A 17,536-nucleotide genomic window follows, 5' to 3' on the forward strand; every position below is an offset into this window, starting at 1 on the left:
GTCTTCCGGGAACCCGGGGTCCCGATCCGGATCGAGGACGTCGACGTCGACGCGCCCGGCCCTCGCGAGGTCCTGGTCCGCACGGCGGCGGCCGGGGTCTGCCACAGCGACCTGAGCATCGTCGACGGGACGATCACCGCCCTGTACGGGCTGCCGATGGTGCTCGGGCACGAGTCCGCCGGTGTGGTCGAGGCCGTCGGCTCCGACGTAACCTACGTCGAGCCCGGCGATCACGTCGTGACCTGCCTGTCCATCTTCTGCGGCGAGTGCGAATACTGCCTGAGCGGACGCCCGGCGCTGTGCCCGCACGAGTCGCAGCGGCGTGCGTCCGGCGAGCGGCCCCGCCTGTCCCAGGCCGGCGTCGGGCTGACCCCGGCGTCGCAGCTGGGCTCCTTCGCCGAGAGGCTGCTCGTGCACGAGCACGCTGTGGTCAAGATCGACCGGGCCATGCCGCTGGACCTGGCGTCGGTGCTCGGCTGCGGGCTGACGACCGGCCTCGGCGCGGTCATCTACACCGCCGGCGTGCGGCCCGGCCAGACCGTCGCCGTGATCGGCTGCGGTGGTGTCGGGCTCGGCGCGGTCCAGGGGGCCCGGCTCAGCGGCGCCCGCCGGATCGTCGCCGTCGACCGGGTCGCGGCCCGCCTCGACCGGGCCGCCCGGCTGGGAGCGACGGACGTCATCGACGCGAGCCAGGGCGACGCGGTCGCCGCGGTGCTGGACCGTACGGGTGGGGTGGACCACGTGTTCGAGGCGGTCGGCCGGGCCGAGACCTGCCAGCAGGCGCTGAAGATGCTCGGCCGGGGTGGTCGCGTGACGATCATCGGCGTCATCACCACGCTGAAGCTGGAGATCTCCGGGGCCGACCTCATGTACGGGCGGTCGCTCGGCTGGTCGATGATGGGCTCGAATCGCTTCCGACTAGACATCCCCTACTACGTCGAGCTCTATCTCCAGGGCCGTCTGCAGCTCGACGACATTGTCACCGCACGCGTTCCTCTCCAGGACGTCAACGAAGCGCTGGCAGCACTGAGCCGCGCCGAAGGTGCCCGGACCGTTCTCCTGTTCGACCGATGACCTCGACCACCTCGCTCTGGGACAGGGGGCTTGCTCTGCCGGAACGTGTGCCCAGGGTCCGACGGCGGGATGCGGGTGGGCGCCACTTGAAAGGACCGGTGCCGGCGGACCGGGCGAGGACCCCGGACGTTGTCGACCGGGGCGAGATCGGCCGCAGGCGACCCTGAGGGGCTGTCTCCCCTGTCGGCGCGCCGGCCGGCCTACGCCCGCAACCGCCGGCCTCAGTCAGCGTGAGACGTTCGCCCGCCAGCCGCTGCACGCCGTCAGCGGCACCGCACGTGTGACGAGATCTCGTCTGGCTGGTGCCCCCTCCACTCCACGCCCATTCCGGTTGACGGACGGCTCCTCGGGCCGAGCGGCCCTGACGAGATCGTTGGTCGCAGCGATCGTTCAACGTGAGGGTGGGGTGTTCTGGCGGGGTTGGATCGTCATGCGCTCCTCATCGGCGTCCGTCGTGCGATGAAGATCTTTCGACCCGCTGCCCACGGTGGTCGCGTCTGATGTTCAGCGAATGTCGGACATTCTCCGACAGCGCGCCCGACGGCGGTGTCCTGCTGGTCTACTTTTCGGGCCACGGCGTGATGATTGATGAAGGCGTACCTGGTTCCTCAAGACGTTTCGGCAGCTCCGATGGCCCGATCCGAGCAGCCTCGTGCCGCTCGTACCCGACGACATGGGGAACCGTCGGGCGGACTTGTCTTATTCATCGTCGATGCATGCCGGGACCCCTCGGCCCGTCGCCGATGCTGCCGGCCGGCAGTGGCTCGCTGCCGTACGTCGCCGAGGCGGCTACTGAGGCGGCTGGACGGAGAACTCCTCGGGCGCTCTTTCGGCCAGGATGCCGTTCGTGGTGAGGCGGGCGCGGAAGCGGAGGGTCGCGCCGGGTGGGGCGTCGGCGAGGAGGCCGGTGGGCACGGCGACGTCGAGGTCGGTGCCGATGTACTGGGAGAGCAGGTCGGCGCGATCCGGGACCGGCTCGGCCTCCAGGAGGGTGAGGCGGACGGAGTCCCAGCCGGGCAGGGTGGGATGCGGCTGCCGGTCCAGGAGGCGGGCGGTGAGGCGGGTCAGGTTCTCGATCGCCTGGGACATGGCCTCAGCTCCTGGCGGCCGGTCGGTGGCCCGCGACCAGTCGCGCCAGCGCGGTGCTGATCGGCACGCCGGTGTGGGCCTGGTAGTAACTGTAGGCCGGCATCGGGTTCACCTCGAAGCACACCCAGCCGCCGTCGCCGTCGCGGCGCAGGTCGATCCCGCAGAAGGGGAGTTGCAGCAGCGCGGACAGCTCCAGGCAGCGTTCACGCACCTCCGGCGGCAGGTCGACCGAGGTCAGCTCGGCGGCGAGGCCGTCCTGGGCCGCGTACCGGTAGTCGACGGCGTCGCTGCGGACCGCGGTCGCGAAGGTCTCGGTGCCGACCACGTGCACGCGGACGTCCTGTCCGGACACGTACGACTGGAACTGGGCCGGCAGGTCCCGGACCGCCGGCAGCCGGGCCGCGGCCGTGTCGTCGAGCTCGCGGACGATCGAGCGGATGCCGCTGACCGACTTGTAGATCACCCGCCCGTGCCCGGCCCGGAACGCGGCGATCTCGTCCGGGTCGCTGCTAACGAGGGTGTCCGGCACGGCGAAGCCCGCCCGCGCGATCAGCTGGGCCTGGTACGGCTTGGAGCAGTTGGACTCCATCGCCGCCGGCCGGTTGATGACCAGGCCCGGCGCGTAGTCGAGCCACTCGACGAAGGCGCGTTGCAGGGTCTCGGCCCGCAGCCGGGTGATCTCGTCCCGCCAGTACGACGCCGGTTCCAGCGGCCGCGCGTAGACGCCCGTCGCCGCCTCGAGGGCGATCCGCCGGCGGTCCACCCACAGCTCGCCGCGGACCCCGGCCGGCCCGACCTCGACCATAAGGTGATGCCGGTCCAGGCGCGCCTGGTCGACCACGACGTAGTCCACGCCCAGCTCGGCCGCGGCCTCGACGGCCAGGGCGAGCGGCGGGTCGTCCTGCCGGCCGTAGAAGACGATCACCCCGGCACCGCCATCGGGACGGGCCGGTGGGCCGTGTCCAGCAGCAACCGAGCGGTGGCGTCGACCGCCCACCGGGTGCGCAGCGGCGGCACCGGATCGACCGCGACGACCTCGACGTCCTCGGACAGCAGGACGTCGAGCAGCGGGCAACCCGTCCGGACAGCCAGCCGCCGGCAGCCGGCGGCGATCGCGTCGGTCGGCGCGCCGGTGACCGAGTCGCCCACGACCGAGACCCGTACGGCCGGGCGCGGGGTCAGCTCGACCGGCGCGAACGAGCTCACGCCGGCGGCTCCCGGCCGGCCGGCCACGTCGCCACGGGTCGCGACTGTGCTCCCGCCGGCCAGGTCGCCCCGCGTCGCGACGACGCTCCGGCCGACCGGCAGCCCGCAGTCCAAGGCGAGCGCGAGCCAGGCCCGGGCGGAGGGCGGCCCGGCGACCGTCCCGTGTGGACCGACCGCGCCGATCGTCCGGTCCCGCAGGCCCAGCAGCCAGCTGCCGACCACCGCGTGCAGCTCGGAGTACGCGTAGTCGCGGTCCGCCGGCGGGGCCGACTCGAAGCCGGGCAGGCTCAGATACCGGATCCGGTGCAGCACCGCGCCGACGTCCTCGCTGCACAGCCGCGGGCCGCCGGCCGGCTCGACGACCGTGCGGGCGGTGCCGTCCGGCGCCACCCGGTGCGACCAGCGCGCCGCGGCCAGCCGCTCCGGCCGGACGAGCACCACCCGGGCCGGACCGGCGAGGGTAGCCACCGCGCGGGCCACCGCCGCCGCCCCGAGGTCCCGGGCGTGCGCCAGCACGACGACGGATCCGGTCACCGCGCCGGCCAGGTGTCGTACTCGCGCTTGGCGTCGCGGTCGCCCGTCGCCATCCGGTCCGGCGCGGTGCCGGTCGGGTAGCTGGGTCCGCCGGACAGTGTCGGGCGCAGCTCCGCCGGGATGAAGGGTTCGCCCCCGCCGGTCTGCTGACCGCCGAGGGCCTCCTCGAGCGCCGCCATCCGGGTCGAGAGGTCGGCCACGGCCTCGACGAGCGGATCGCCGCCGCCGGACAGCTCGCCGAACCCGCCGCCACCGCCGCCGGGCCGCTCGACCAGTTCCTTCGGACCCTTGCCCTCGCGGAGGTCCTTGATGTCCTTGACCGGGGTCTTGCCGCCGCCGTCGCGCAGGTCCTTCAGCGGCTTGCCGAGGCCACCGTCGCGAAGATCCTTGCCCTCCTTGAAGGGCTCCTTGCTCTCCTTGAACGGCTCCTTGCGGTCCTTGAACTCCTTGAACGGCTCCTTGCCGTCCTTGAGCTCCTTGCGCGGGTCCTTGCCGCAGCTGACGGAGACCGTCGCCGACATCACCGGGCCGGAGGCCGAGATGCCGGTGAGCGAGACGCAGGTGTCCTGCCCGGCGTACGACTTCGAGCCCGGCGTCGAGGAGCTCGTGAACGAGGTGTTGCCGCTGGTGCCGGGGTACGGATCGCCGGCGTCGCCGCGGTTGTGCGCGAGCTCGAGATCGCGCAGGCCGTCGGCCTCGACCAGACCGATGAAGTAGTGGTTCTCGTCGGTGTTCCCGGGCTGGTTCTCGTCGACGTGCCAGATGAGCAGGCCGTCGCCGGGCAGGGACGAGTCGTATCCGGTGCGCTGCCGGTTCTCGATCAGGAAGTATTCCGGGCCGCCGGCGCCGTCCTTCCACAGCCGGTGCACGTTGCGGCTGGTCTTCACGTCGGGCAGGGTCAGCGCGCCGGACGACGACACCGCGGTCGCGGACGCCCAGCCCTGGTCGACCTTGCACCACGCCGACGGGTGCGCCGGGACGTCGCCGCCGCCGCCCCACGAGCCGGCGCCCATCAGGCACCAGTTGCCGATGCCCTCGGATGTGCCGTCGGTGTCGTAGAGGTCCTTGAAGCCGAACAGCAGGTGGCCGAGCTCGTGGGCGCAGACGCCGATCTTCGCGTCCTCCGGGATCGTCAGGTAGCCGAAGATCTGGGTGCCATCCGCCGCGTAAGCACTTGGCAGCGTCCACTTGTGCGACCAGATGTCGCCGGAGTTGCCCGTCGCCTCACCGCCGCCGCCGGCGTGCACGACGACGAACGCGTCAACGAAGCCGTTGCCGTCGTTGTCGAACGGCGCGTAGTTCACCAGCGGGTCGGCGGCCTGCGCGGCGTCCTGGGCCATGATGTTGGCCCGGGCGACGCCGGTGGGCCGGCCGATGCCGAAGTTGCCGTTGGCATACCAGGCCAGCGTCTGCGGCATTCGCAGCGGACCGACGGTCTGGCCGACGATGTCGACGAGGCCGCCGGTGACCTCCTGGTAGTACTCCTTGACGCTGCCGTGCGGCAGCACGCCGGTGGAGAAGAACACGTCGTCGAAGTGCGCCGTGCTGGCGGCCATCTGGTGGTCGGAGAAGTCGACCAGCACGACGATGACGCGGACGCTGCCGCGCAGCGGCGCCCGCTCGGCCGCCGCCCGCTGCATGGTCTCGGCCGAGGTGCCGAGTGGGAAGCTGGCGGGCGGGATGATCACGCCGTCGTCGAAGCCGAGCATGCGCGGCTGCCGCGCGATGTCCAGCTGGGCCGCGAGCGGGCTGTCGTTCTCCGCCCTCAACCGCTCCAGCTCCGCGCGCACCCGCTCGTTGAGCTCCGGACTCGGCGCCACCGCGCAGAAGTCTTGCCCCATGACTGCTCCCCCTCGGTGTCGCGCGGGCCTCCGTCGGCCCGCGGCGATACCTGTCTGAGCCCCCCGGGCCCGACGTGGATACGTCAGAAGTGTGCCCCTGAGGGCAGAGTCCGGGGCTGGTCCGGCACCCGGGACTCGGCTGAGACCACCATCCTCAGTGGACAGACGTCGTACTCGTGTGGAGCGCCCCGGCGGCATGGTGTGCGATCGTGACACTGGGGTCTGCTGCACGAACCGGTGACAGTTTGACCTGCCCTCTGACCTGGGTTCCAGTGCCGGTGGTGAGTCGTCAGGCGGGGATGTTGTTGTCGGACAGTTGCTCGTACTCGGTTGGGGTTCGGTGGCCGAGGGCGGAGTGGCGTCGCTGGCGGTTGTGGAAGATTTCGATGTACTCGAAGATCGCGCTCGCCCAGCTCGACCCTGGTCTTCCACTTCTTGCGGTTGAGCAGTTCGATCTGCATGGAGGACCAAAGCTTTCGATCATGGCGTTGTCGAGGCCGTCGCCGACGCTGCCGAACGAGGGCATCAGACCAGCCTGGACCCCGTGATCGGCGTGAACGATCCCGCCGGGCGCGGGTCGCCGGTTGCGGATCGCCATGTCCAGGGCGTTGATCACCAACGTCGAGTCCTGCCGGGAGTCGATGGACCAGCCGACGATGCGCCGGCTGTACGCGTCCAGCACCGCCGCGCAGAACAGCTTCCCTTCCCTCGTCGGATGCTCCGTGATGTCGGTGACCCACAGCTCGTTGGGATGCAGCCGGTGGAACTTGCGGTTGACCAGATCATCGGCAGTCACCACTCCGCGCAGCCGCTTGACCCGGGCGCCGTTGCTGGACAGCTGGGGCAGAGTGAGCATCGGCACGGCGACGCGCAGCCCGAACAGTGCGGTGAAGCCGCCGAAGCCCGCCACCGCCGAGAGCAGTGCCAGCCCGAACGCGGCCACGGACGCCACGAGCAGGGTCAGCACTGGTGTTCTCCGGCGGTGCTAGGTCGGTGCGTCCCGGTCAGCCCGGTGAGCCTGGACAGGGCGGCGAATCCGTCATCGGTGCCGGGCCAGTGCGCCCGCACCGCGCCGATCCCGGCCCGGGCGGCCTTGCTCGAAGACCGCCCGGTCGGCGGCATGGCGCGGGCGCGGCGAGACAGCGGTACATCGTGCCGGCCGGGCCGGTCAGCGCGGGCAGTCGCTGTCATCTGTCGCTGACAGCCCATGAGCGGCATACTTCGGGCGGCCGCCGGATCCGGCGGCGTCGACCTCGACGAGCCGTCCGCGACGGCGCGGGCGGGGAGGGGGACTTCATGGGTTCAACTCATCGACGCTGGCAGGCGCTTCTCGCGCCACTGGCTGTCGCCATCACCTCGGCGGCGATGATCATCACCGTCCCGACCGCCGCCAGCGCGGCACCAAGCGCGGGCAACACCGGCCTGCTCCGTACGGTTTCGAAGGGAACGGCCCTGCCGTTCCCGAGCGGGCAGACCGTCGGTACCCCCGCCGGGGTGCAGAGTCCGGAGATCCCCCGCGACCCGGACGAGCGCGACCCGAGTGTGAGCGTGCGGCGGACGGCCGCGACGATATCCCCGGCGGGCGTCCCGGTCGTCCGTCCCGTCCCGGTGACCGGCTCGACCGGTCTGGTCCGCTCGTTCCACGGGCTGGACGGCTTCGACCAGCGGTTCGCCAACGGAGGAAATCAGTTCTCGGTCGAGCCGCCGGATCAGGGGATGTGCGTCGGCGCCCGGAACGTCATCGAGATGACCAACGACGTCCTGCAGGTGTTCACCAAGACCGGCTCGGCGGCCAGCCCGGTGACCGACCTCAACACGTTCTACGGCTACCCGGCCGCGATCGACCGGACGACTGGCCTGCAGGGGCCGTTCGTCACCGACCCGAGTTGCATCTACGACGCGGGCACCAGCCGCTTCTACCTGGTCGTCCTCACCCTCGAGGTGGTCCCAGACACCGGCGCGTTCACCGGGAACAACACGCTCGACCTGGCGGTCAGCCAGACGGCGAACCCGCTGGGCGGCTGGAACATCTACCGACTGCCGGTCCAGGACGACGGCACGCAGGGCACCCCGAGCCACACGGGCTGCCCGTGCATCGGCGACTACCCGCACATCGGCGCCGACAAGAACGGCATCTACCTGACCACCAACCAGTACCCGTTCTCCGACGACCCGGGGGTGTTCGGCAACAACTTCAACGGCGCCCAGATCTACCTGCTGGACAAGGCCGCGCTGGCGGCCGGTGCCGCGACGAGCAAGGTCGTGCAGTTCGAGAACACACAGCTGGCGGGAGCCGCGACCCGGACCCCCGGCTTCACCGTGTGGCCGGCCAACGTGCCCGACACCGCGTACCAGACCGCGAACAACGGCACCGAGTACTTCCTCAGCTCGATCGCGGGCGAGGAGGCGCAGCCGGACGGCGTCACCGGCCGGGCGGACGCGATCGGCGTGTGGCAGGTGACGAACTCAGCATCGATCCGCACCACCTCACCAGCTCCGGTGCTGTCCAGCGCGCTGCTCGCCTCGCAGCGCTACGTGGTTCCGCCGCTGTCCGCGCAGCGGGTCGGGCCGACACCTCTCGCCGACTGCGTGAACGTCGCCTGCCAGCCCAATATCGGGCCGGGCCGCGAGGCCGAGGGCCCGCTCGACAGCAATGACAGCCGGATGCAGCAGGTGTACTACGCCGGCGGCCGGCTGTACGGGGCGCTCGACACGGCCGCGCAGGTGACGGGGCGGCTGCAGGCCGGCATCGCCTGGTTCGTGGTACGGCCGGGCAGCTCTCCGGCCGCGGCGAGCATGGCCAACCAGGGCTACCTCGCGGTCGCCCGCAACAACGTCACCTACCCGGCCATCGCGGTCGACTCGTCCGGCAGGGGCGCGATGGCGTTCACCCTGGTCGGCCAGAACTACTTCCCGACGGCGGCGTACGCGCTGGTGTCCGGGAGGTCGGTGGCCCCGTCGGTGAAGATCGCGTCGGCGGGCAAGGGTCCGCAGGACGGGTTCTCCGAGTACGGCTTCTTCTCCGCCCCGGACCCCGCCCGGCCGAGGTGGGGCGACTACGGCGCCGCCCAGCCGCAGGGCGGCAAGATCTGGATCGCCTCGGAGTACATCGGTCAGTCCTGCCGGCTGGCCACCTTCCAGGTCGACCCGACCTGCGGTGGGACGCGCGCCCCGCTGATCAACTGGGGTACGCGGATCAGCGCGATCAACCCGTAGCCGGGATGGGGGGTCGGGCCCCGCGGAACGGGCCCGACCCCCTGCCGACCGCCGTCAGCCACCGACCGTGCCCGCGAGCCCCATGCTCGGCCGCTAGGACGGGTTGCTGGTAGTACGCGGTGAGCCCGCTCGCATTCGCGGAGGCTGCTGGAGGGTCCGGGAGACCGGATGCTCTGCGTTTGCTCAGAGCCGGCTCGCGAAACGAGTCAGGAGCCGCTGGACTGGACCTGCGGTTCGCCGGCTCCGGGCGCGAGGCTCGGCGTCGGTGGGACGCCGGTGTGCGGCACGGCCGGGGTTCGCGGCGCGCGTCCTCGGCGTCTGCTCCTCGCGCCTCGGTGACGATTTGACGGACCTGCTCGTCCAGCCAGTCCCGCCCGCGGTCAACGTCGATCGACGCGTTCGCCGGGATCTTGGTCCCGTCGATCGCGACGGTCCCTAACCGCACCAACCCCCGCCGTGGCCGCCACCTCCAGGACCTGGCTGAACAGCGCCGCGAACGCCTCCTCGTGCTCGGCCCCGAAGCGGGCGACCGTGGCGTGATCAGGGACGTCCTGAGCACAGACCACGCGGAAGGCAACGTCAGTCAGACAACGGCGCTCGATCTGCCGGGACGACCGCACGCCCTGGCCGTACGCGTAGATCAGCAAGGCCAGCAGGCGGTACCGCTGGGGCAGGCGTCACTCGGTCAGGCCGGCGTCGGCGGACCGGGACGAGCCTGGGCGCTCGCCCGACCGGGGTGAGATCGCAGTAGGCGACCCGAAGGGCTCCGTCTCCCCAGCGTCGGGTGCCGGAACCAGGCATGGACCGCACGTCGCCGGGATCGGTCAGAGTGCAGCGCCCAACCGCCGTTCACAGCCGACGCCGGACGAGGACCGCCGCACCCCCCCGAGGACTCGACCCCGGAGCCCTTGCCGAATGGCATCGACCGCGCCGATTGGCAGGGTTGAGCCGGCGCCCCGAGTTCCGGACCGGGTGCTGGTCGTGAGCGTGATGCGGTTGGCGGCGCGCAAGCGGCCCCTGTCGCGGCTGCGCATGCTGCGCACCGCCCGCCGTCGCCTGTCGAACGAGTCCACTGTGGACCTTCAAGCGGTGCTGGTCGGCGAGGGCGGCCAGCGTGGGGCGTTGGAGCGGCATGTGCAGGCATACCGGATGCGTGAATGGGTTCAACTGCCCGGTCGGCTCTCGCGCCCGAGATCCGTTCCTTGTACGAACAGCCGGACCTGTTCGTGGCCCCGGCCGTGCTCGAGTCGTTCGGGATCGCGGCCCTGGAGGCACGCTGCGCCGGACTGCCCGTGCTGGCGCGGACGGCTGGAGGAATCGGAGAGTTCGGGGGGCACGACCGGCACGGGCTGCTGGCCGGAAGCGATTCGGAACTGGTCCGTGACCTGGTGCGGCTGGCCGCAGATTCGGCCGAGCGGAGCGTCTGGCCGCGATGAGCAGGCAAGCGCCGCCCGCACTCGACTGGTCGGACGCGCTCGAGCGGACCGCCGCGGCGTATGCGGCGGCCAAAGCGCTGACGGGGCGATGACGCCCGCCATTGGCGAGGCCGACCGGCGCGGACGAGCCGTTTTGCCCGGCGATAACCGACGCGTTCGTACTGTCGGCATACCGCACGTTCTCCGGCGACGTGCGCCGCCGGCCCGTTCGACGACCGGGCCGCAGTGGATCCGCCGGCGGAACGCCAGAGTCGGGTGAGTGACATGACTGCGGTGATCGAGGACGCGCGACCGGACCAGCGCGGCCGGTCGCGGCCGGGGGTACGGCCGGCCCTTGCTGTTCTCGTCGCCGCCGCCGTGGGAGTGCTCCTGTTCCGGCAGCGGGTCGCCCTGGATGCCGGCGCGGACGGCCTGGCACACGCGGACCTGCGCTGGCTGGCGGCAGCCGCGGCCGGGACGGTGCTCATGTGGACAGCCGGCACGGTCGCCGCGGCCGGCTCGATACCGTGCCGGATCCCGCTTCTTCGGTTGTTCGCGGTGCAGGTCGGCGGGACGTTCGCCAACCACGTCCTGCCGGCCGGCTCGGGTGGGATCACGGTGAACGTCCGCTTCCTGCGCCGCTGCGGGTTGAGCCGGCCGGCGGCGTTCGGAGCGGTCGGCCTGAACATGCTGGCGGGTGTGGTCGGCCACACCGCGCTGCTCGTCGGTGCCGTGGTCCTCGCTCCGCGGTCGCTGGCCGTGTACCCGCATGGCGCGCCTCCCGGCTGGACGCTGCTGGCCCTCACAGCTGCGGTGGCGCTCGTGGCGCTGGCCGGCTGGCTGGGCCGCGGCCGCTGGCTGCCGGCGCTTCGGCGGCTGCGCGACCAACTGGCGGAGCTCGCGGTGGTGGCGCGCACGCCCACTCGAGCGGCCCAGCTGTGGATCGGCTCGGTCGCCGCGCCGGTGTTGCACTGCGCGGTGCTGTTCGCCGTCCTGCACGCGGTCGGTGGCACCGTCGGTCTGCTGCCCGTGACCATCGCCTATCTGCTCGCGTCGTCCGCGTCGGCGCTGCTGCCCTCCCCTGGCGGTTTCGGCTCCCTGGACGTCGCGCTGGTCGCTGCGCTCGTCGCGGTCGGCCAGCCGGCGACGGTCGCCCTCGCCGCGGTCCTGGCCTACCGCCTGATCACGGTCTGGATCCCCCTGCTGCCCGGCGCCTGTGTGCTTGCTGTGCTCATCCGGCGCAAGGTCGTCTGAGCTCAAGTCCACAGTGGACGGATCGATCTGCTCCGTAGTTGGCCTGGTGCCAACCCGGTCGTTCGTACCGTCGAGACGTCGGCAGATCGCGCCGGCGGAGGAGGACGGTGTCAGTGGCGAACGTGGCCCGGTCCGAGCATCCGGGGTCAGTTCCCCGTGCAGGCGGCACCGACGGGCGACGTCGTCCTCTCGGCGCCGACGACCATCGGTGGACGTCTCGGACGCGATCACCGCGGCCGACGTGGCCGTCAGCGGCCCGCGCTGCAAGGCGGTCGCGTAGACCAGCGTGCCGGACACAGCAACCGCACCGGGTCCAGCGATGCCGGCAGCACCCGGGCCGCCAACGCCACCACGCCGAACTCCGGATCCGCGAAGACCCCCAGCACCGGCCCGGTCGTCCGACTGCCCGGCCAGGACGGCCTCACGACGGTCACCACCGCCGCGGCGTCCAAGCGTCTGCTAAGAAGCGGTCCTGCACGGTCGCCCGACGGCTGTCCGGCAGCTGGTCCGGTGGCTACCGGTGCTCGCCGGCGACGGCCCGGTGCAGGGACAGAACCAGCACCAGGGCGACGACCAGCGGCAGCAACCACCAGGCGGCGATGCCGGCAGCGGCAAGCCCCGCCGTGGCCACCAGGGCGATGATCACACCCACGGCGATGCGCCAGTCGTCGCCCACGATGAAGTCCCACCAGAACGCTCCGAACGCGCGCACCCTGCTCACGCCGGCACCGCCGCGCGGACCCCACGCAGCCACCGGACCGCGGCAGCCGAGAGAAGCAGGACGAAGGCCATCACCCCGAGCAGAGCGGCGTCCGCGCCGGGCCAGGACCCGCCGGCGCCCTCCACGCCCCAGAAGATCCCGAACGAGGTCAGCAGCACGCCGACCGCGAACTTCAGCGAGTTCTCCGGGACCCGGGCCAGCGGAGCCCGGACGGCAACACCGACGCCGGTGACGAGGACGACGGCGGCCGCTGCCCCGACCGCGGCCAGTGGGATGTTGTGCTGGTTGGCGCCGAAGGTGAGCACGATGAACGCCACCTCGAGGCCCTCGAGCAGAACTCCCTTGAACGCGAGCGTGAACGCGTACGCATCGACGAGCAGGCCGCCCGAGCCGACACCGGCCTGCTCAGCCGCCGCCCGCTGCCGCAGGTAGATCTGTTCCTCGTCGTGCAGGGCCTTGAAGCCGGACGCGCGCAGAATCGCCTTGCGCAGCCAGCCCAGGCCGAAGACCAGCAGCAGCCCGCCGACGACGAGGCGCAGCGCGTCGATCGGGATCAGGGTCAGCGCCGGGCCGAGCACGGCCACGATCACGGCCAGCACGGCCAGGCCCGCGACGACGCCGCGCATGGTCGCCTGCCAGCCGCGGGTCACACCGACCGCCAGCACGATCGTCAGGGCCTCGACCGACTCGACCACGCAGGCGGCGAAGACCGCGAGCAGGAGCAGGACATCACGCACCGGCGCGACCCCGACCCGGCCGCGCGCGACCCACACTCAGCCACATGGATCGAGCCTCCGCCCCCTATGGCAAGCGGACGGCAAAGTGCCGGGCCAGCGCGGGGACGGCGCCGTCAGGCCAGCGGACGTCGAGCCGTCGCGCGCAGTCGTCGCGAATGTGGAGGTGGCCGGCGTCCTACTGGCCGGATCTCCGAGAGGTCGACTTCCTCTGCGCCCCTGCGTGGCTGCGGGCCCCGACAGCAGCGTTCGCCGCCCGATCGCCGCAAGCTCCATGGGTCGCTGTATCCGGCAGCCGGCCGGTGCTGTCCGGTCCGACTTCTGCACCTGGTCAAACGCGGACCGGACCAACAGCGCCGTCCATCCGAACGGGAGGGCAGCTGCCGGGCCGCCGGCGCGCGGCCGCCGGCGGCTCGGGGCTGACGTCAGGTCAGCTGGTCCCGCCCGGAGTGGCCACGCCGGTGCGGTAGGCGAGGATCACGAGGTGCACCCGGTCCCGTACGTCGAGCTTGGTGAGCAGGTTCCCGACGTGGGTCTTCGCGGTGCCCGGGGTGATGTGCAGGCGTTGGGCGATCTCGGCGTTGGACAGCCCTTCGGCGACGAGTCCGAGCACTTCGTGTTCCCGGTCGGTGATGGACGCCAGCGGCCGCGGGCTGCCGACCGGTGGAGCGGACGGGGCGGGTCGGCCCGCGAACTCGGCGAGGAGCCGGCGGGTGATGCTCGGGGCGAGCAGCGCATCGCCGGCGGCGATCACCCGGATGGCGGCCAGGAGGTCCAGCGGCGGGGTGTCCTTGAGCAGGAACCCGCTCGCGCCCGCGCGCAGCGCTTCGTAGACGTAGTCGTCGAGATCGAACGTGGTGAGGACCAGCACCCGTACGTCGGTCGAGGCGGTGATGAGCCGGGTGGCCTCGATCCCGTCCAGGTCGGGCATCCGGATGTCCATGAGGATGACGTCCGGCAGTTCCCGGCGGGCGAGGTCGACGGCCTGCCGGCCCGTGGCCGCCTCCGCGACGACCGTCAGGTCGTCCACGGTGTCGACGATCCCGCGGAGGCCGGCGCGGACGAGGTACTGGTCCTCGGCCACCGCCACCCGGACGGTCACGCCGTGGCCTCGCTGAGCGGCAGCCGGGCCAGAACCTGGAACCCGCGGCCGGGCAGCGGCCCGGCGCGCAGCCAGCCGCCGTAGAGGTTCACCCGCTCCTGCATCCCGACGAGGCCATGACCGTGCCCGTCGGCCCCCGGTCGAGCTCGGCCGTCGTCGGTGATCTCGATGGACAGCTGGTGCTCCTCGTAGCCGATGCTGACCCGGCTGGCGGGAGTGCCGGCGTGCTTGACGACATTGGTCAACGCCTCCTGCACGATCCGGTACGCCGACAGCTCGATCCCCGACGGCAGTCGCCGGGGCCGGCCGGTGATCTCGAGGTGGACCTGGACGCCGGCGCGTGCCGTCCTGCGGAGGAGATGCTCGAGATCGGAGAGATCGGGAGTGGGCGTGCGGGCGGCGGATCCGTCCTGGTCCTCGGCCCGCAGCACACCGAGGAGCCGACGCATCTCGGTGAGGGCATCGCGGCCCGTGGCCTCGATGACGCCGAGCGCCTCCCGGGCCTTCTCCGGATCCTGGTCGATGACGAGGTGGCCGAAGCCGGCCTGCACGGTGATCACGCTCATGCTGTGGGCGACGACGTCGTGCAGTTCCCGGGCGATGCGCATTCTCTCCTCGGTGACACCGCGCCGGGCCTTCTCCAGTTCCGCGTCGGTCTGCTGGACCTGCTGCTCCAGAGCCTGCTGCTCGTACGCCCGGTGCCGCCCGACGGCATAGCCGACCGCCCAGACCAGCCCGGCGATCAGGGTGAGCAGCACACCGCGGTCGAGGACCGGCGCCCCGTACACGGACGCGAGGACGGTGACGGCGAGCGCCGCGAGTGAGGTGATGCGGCGGCGCGTGACGGCTACCAGGTACAGCGCCGACCACGCCGGGACCAGGGCCGGGTACGGCCACCGCAGTGCCACGAGCACCACCACGGCCACGGCGAGGGCGCCCACTGGGCTCAGCCTCCTCAACGCGTACGCCAGGCCGAGGACTGCGATCGCGGCCAGCTCCAGCGCCGGCGACCGGCCGGTCGGATGCCGGAGCACCACCGTGCCGGCGATCGCGCCGTACCCGACGGCGACCAGGCCGTCCAGCGCCAGCCAGGAAGCCGGGCCGAGGCGCTCGGGCAGCGGCGGGCGCGGAGCGGTGCGCACGGGCTCAGCGTAGAACGGCCCGGCCCGGCCCGGCCCGGCCCGGCCTCTGTCGCGGGTCGTATGCCTGCCGGCAGACGGCCGACGCTCGGCCCGGCCCGCTGGCCCCGCCGGCGCAGCCGCAAGACCTGCCTGCCGGCAGACGACGGCGGCCCGGTCCGGGCGGGAATCTGGTCACCGACGGCAGCACGCCCGACAGCCCGCCCGCTTCCGGAGAGGATCGATGATCAGAGCCGAAGAACTGACCAAACGCTACCGATCGACGCTCGCGGTCGACCGGCTGTCCTTCGACGTCCGTCCGGGCCGGGTCACCGGGTTCCTCGGACCCAACGGCGCCGGGAAGTCCACCACCATGCGGATGATCCTCGCTCTCGACACCCCCACCGGGGGCCGTGCGCTGGTGAACGGCCGGCCGTACCGGTCGCTGCGGCACCCGCTGCGACACGTGGGGGCGCTGCTCGACGCCGGTGCGGTGCACGGTGGTCGCAGCGCCCGCAACCACCTGCGCTTCCTGGCCGCGAGCAACGATCTTCCCCGCGGTCGCGTCGAGGACGTCCTCGGACGCACCGGCCTGTCCGAGGTCGCCGGCGGCCGGATCGGCCGGTTCTCCCTGGGCATGCGGCAGCGGCTCGGGATCGCCGCCGCGCTGCTGGGCGATCCGCCGATCCTGCTGTTCGACGAGCCGGTCAACGGCCTGGATCCGGACGGAATCCGGTGGATCAGAGGTCTGATGAAGTCGCTTGCCGCGGAAGGCCGCACGGTCTTGGTCTCGAGCCACCTGATGAGTGAGATGGCGCTGACCGCCGAGCACTTGATCGTGATCGGGAACGGCCGGCTGATCGCGGACACCGATGTCGCCGACTTCATCCGGGCCAGTGCGCTGGATGACGTGCTCGTCCGATCACCGGACCGCGACCGCCTGGCCGTCCTGCTGGCCGCGGAAGGCGCCGGCGTCGCCGCGGAGGCCGACGGCGGACTGGCGGTCACCGGGCTCAGCTCCCGGGACATCAGCCGGCTCGCGGCCGCGCGCGGTATCGCCGTGTACGAGCTGGCCGCCCGGCAGGCGTCACTGGAGGAGGCGTACATGAAGCTCACCGCCGACGCCGTCATGTTTCGGGCGACGGATCCCGACCCGGCCGGCACCGGCGGAGGGCGACCCCGATGAAGGGGGTCAGCGCGATCCGGCGCGGTGTCCTGTCCGCCGAGTGGATCAAACTCCGGTCGGTGCGCTCCACGTACGCCGCGATGGCCTGCGCACTCGCCCTAGGACTCGGCGACGCGGTGCTGAACACCTCCGCCATCGCCCGCGCGTGGCCGCGGATGAACGCCCAGGACCGGATGGGCTTCGACCCGGTGGGTGCCGCCCTGGACGGGCTCAGCTTCGGCGTCCTCGCCTTCGGGGTGCTCGGCGTGCTCGCCGTCAGCACCGAGTACGGCACCGGCCTGATCCGCACGACGCTGGCCGCCGTACCCGGCCGCGGGACCGTCCTCGCGGCCAAGGCGCTCGTCGTCGCCGCGCTCACCCTCGTCCTCGGCGAGCTGTTCTCCTTCGCCGCGTTCTTCCTGGGCCAGGCCGTCCTGTCCGGCGCGCACCTGGAGGCGGATCTCACCGATCCCGGCGTCGTCCGCGCCGTGTCCAGTGCCGGGCTCTACCTGAGCGTCGTCGCGCTGGTCGGCCTCGGGCTGGGCGCGCTCATCCGGCACAGCGCCGGGGCCGTCGCCGCACTGTTCGGTGTGGTCTTCCTCGCCTACGGAGTAGGGCGCGCCCTGGAGAACTGGTCCTACCTCCCGTCCCGGCTGGTCCTGGCGAACGCGGCCGACGTCGTGGCCCAGACGCACGCCTGGGCCGCGCGCCCCCGGCTGCCCTCGCTCGGCGCGGCCTATCTCGACCTGGCCCTCTACGTCGCGGTGTTCCTCACCGCCGGTGCCTGGCGCGCCACCCGCGACGCCTGACGTCCGCTCCCTCCGCGCCTGCAAGCGCCGACCAGGACCGCTGCTGGCACGGGGACCTCCGCCGGGACTGCGGCGAAGGTGGTTCGCGGGTCCGCGCGGTCGACGGCCGTCGTGCGTGCTCCCGGCCCGTTCATTCCGGCGGGAGGTGTTGCTTGACCCAGATCATCGCGTGCACCCGGTCGGTGACGCCGATCCGGCCGAACGCCTTGGTCAGGTGGGCTTTCACGGTCCGTTCGGTGATGTCCAGGCGGCGGGCGA

15 protein-coding genes and 1 pseudogene are annotated in these 17,536 nt (G+C 72.2%); 6 read left to right on the plus strand and 10 right to left on the minus strand.

What is annotated here, in order from left to right; translation table 11 throughout:
* On the plus strand, window positions 1-1,074 hold a 1,074-nt coding region (locus VGP36_24440), incomplete at its 5' end, for a Zn-dependent alcohol dehydrogenase (GenBank protein HEV7657863.1).
* A gap of 789 nt (window positions 1,075-1,863) precedes the next feature.
* Here VGP36_24440 and VGP36_24445 read toward each other — a convergent pair.
* The 5 genes and pseudogenes from VGP36_24445 to VGP36_24465 form a co-directional block, all read right to left on the minus strand.
* Window positions 1,864-2,163, minus strand: a complete 300-nt coding sequence (locus tag VGP36_24445; GenBank protein HEV7657864.1) for a hypothetical protein — start codon at window positions 2,161-2,163, stop codon at window positions 1,864-1,866.
* 4 nt (window positions 2,164-2,167) lie between these two features.
* Entirely contained in the window at window positions 2,168-3,088 is a 921-nt protein-coding gene (locus tag VGP36_24450; protein ID HEV7657865.1) for a hypothetical protein, read from the minus strand.
* On the minus strand, window positions 3,085-3,903 hold the full coding sequence (locus VGP36_24455) for a hypothetical protein (GenBank protein ID HEV7657866.1): 819 nt from the start codon (window positions 3,901-3,903) through the stop codon (window positions 3,085-3,087). Before VGP36_24455 ends, VGP36_24450 begins: the two co-directional genes overlap by 4 nt.
* Window positions 3,900-5,744 (minus strand): M6 family metalloprotease domain-containing protein, encoded by a 1,845-nt coding sequence (locus tag VGP36_24460; protein ID HEV7657867.1) that lies wholly within the window; start codon window positions 5,742-5,744, stop codon window positions 3,900-3,902. The genes VGP36_24455 and VGP36_24460 overlap by 4 nt, the downstream gene beginning before the upstream one ends.
* Before the next feature lie 289 nt (window positions 5,745-6,033).
* A pseudogene (locus VGP36_24465) lies at window positions 6,034-6,567 on the minus strand (IS3 family transposase).
* Between the two features lie 542 nt (window positions 6,568-7,109).
* On the opposite strand from VGP36_24465, the gene VGP36_24470 reads away from it, so the two are divergent.
* Window positions 7,110-8,960 carry a hypothetical protein gene (locus VGP36_24470; protein ID HEV7657868.1) on the plus strand — a complete coding sequence of 617 codons (1,851 nt, stop codon included), beginning with the start codon at window positions 7,110-7,112 and terminating at the stop codon, window positions 8,958-8,960.
* Between the two features lie 380 nt (window positions 8,961-9,340).
* Here the strand turns inward: VGP36_24470 and VGP36_24475 are convergent, their stop codons facing one another.
* Entirely contained in the window at window positions 9,341-9,607 is a 267-nt protein-coding gene (locus VGP36_24475) for a transposase (GenBank protein ID HEV7657869.1), read from the minus strand.
* Between the two features lie 510 nt (window positions 9,608-10,117).
* Between VGP36_24475 and VGP36_24480 the strand changes: the two genes are divergently transcribed.
* A complete protein-coding gene (locus VGP36_24480; GenBank protein HEV7657870.1) occupies window positions 10,118-10,396 on the plus strand; it encodes a glycosyltransferase in 279 nt (92 codons plus the stop codon).
* Between the two features lie 264 nt (window positions 10,397-10,660).
* Window positions 10,661-11,629, plus strand: a complete 969-nt coding sequence (locus VGP36_24485; protein ID HEV7657871.1) for a lysylphosphatidylglycerol synthase transmembrane domain-containing protein — start codon at window positions 10,661-10,663, stop codon at window positions 11,627-11,629.
* A 514-nt stretch (window positions 11,630-12,143) separates the two neighbouring features.
* Here the strand turns inward: VGP36_24485 and VGP36_24490 are convergent.
* The 4 genes from VGP36_24490 to VGP36_24505 form a co-directional block, all read right to left on the minus strand.
* Window positions 12,144-12,350: a hypothetical protein gene (locus VGP36_24490; protein ID HEV7657872.1), complete on the minus strand. Its 207-nt coding sequence runs from the start codon at window positions 12,348-12,350 to the stop codon at window positions 12,144-12,146.
* On the minus strand, window positions 12,347-13,087 hold the full coding sequence (locus tag VGP36_24495; protein HEV7657873.1) for a hypothetical protein: 741 nt from the start codon (window positions 13,085-13,087) through the stop codon (window positions 12,347-12,349). Before VGP36_24495 ends, VGP36_24490 begins: the two co-directional genes overlap by 4 nt.
* A 427-nt stretch (window positions 13,088-13,514) precedes the next feature.
* Window positions 13,515-14,186, minus strand: a complete 672-nt coding sequence (locus tag VGP36_24500) for a response regulator transcription factor (GenBank protein HEV7657874.1) — start codon at window positions 14,184-14,186, stop codon at window positions 13,515-13,517.
* Window positions 14,183-15,328, minus strand: coding sequence for a sensor histidine kinase (locus VGP36_24505; protein ID HEV7657875.1), 1,146 nt, complete (start codon window positions 15,326-15,328; stop codon window positions 14,183-14,185). The genes VGP36_24500 and VGP36_24505 overlap by 4 nt, the downstream gene beginning before the upstream one ends.
* 220 nt (window positions 15,329-15,548) lie before the next feature.
* On the opposite strand from VGP36_24505, the gene VGP36_24510 reads away from it, so the two are divergent.
* On the plus strand, window positions 15,549-16,490 hold the full coding sequence (locus tag VGP36_24510; GenBank protein ID HEV7657876.1) for an ATP-binding cassette domain-containing protein: 942 nt from the start codon (window positions 15,549-15,551) through the stop codon (window positions 16,488-16,490).
* The gene (locus VGP36_24515; protein HEV7657877.1) at window positions 16,487-17,278 is read left to right on the plus strand and encodes a hypothetical protein; all 792 of its coding nucleotides are present in this window, start codon (window positions 16,487-16,489) and stop codon (window positions 17,276-17,278) included. The genes VGP36_24510 and VGP36_24515 overlap by 4 nt, the downstream gene beginning before the upstream one ends.
* The last annotated feature ends 258 nt before the right edge of the window (window positions 17,279-17,536 follow it).

This window comes from Mycobacteriales bacterium (assembly GCA_035995165.1).
GTDB lineage: Bacteria > Actinomycetota > Actinomycetes > Mycobacteriales > CADCTP01 > CADCTP01.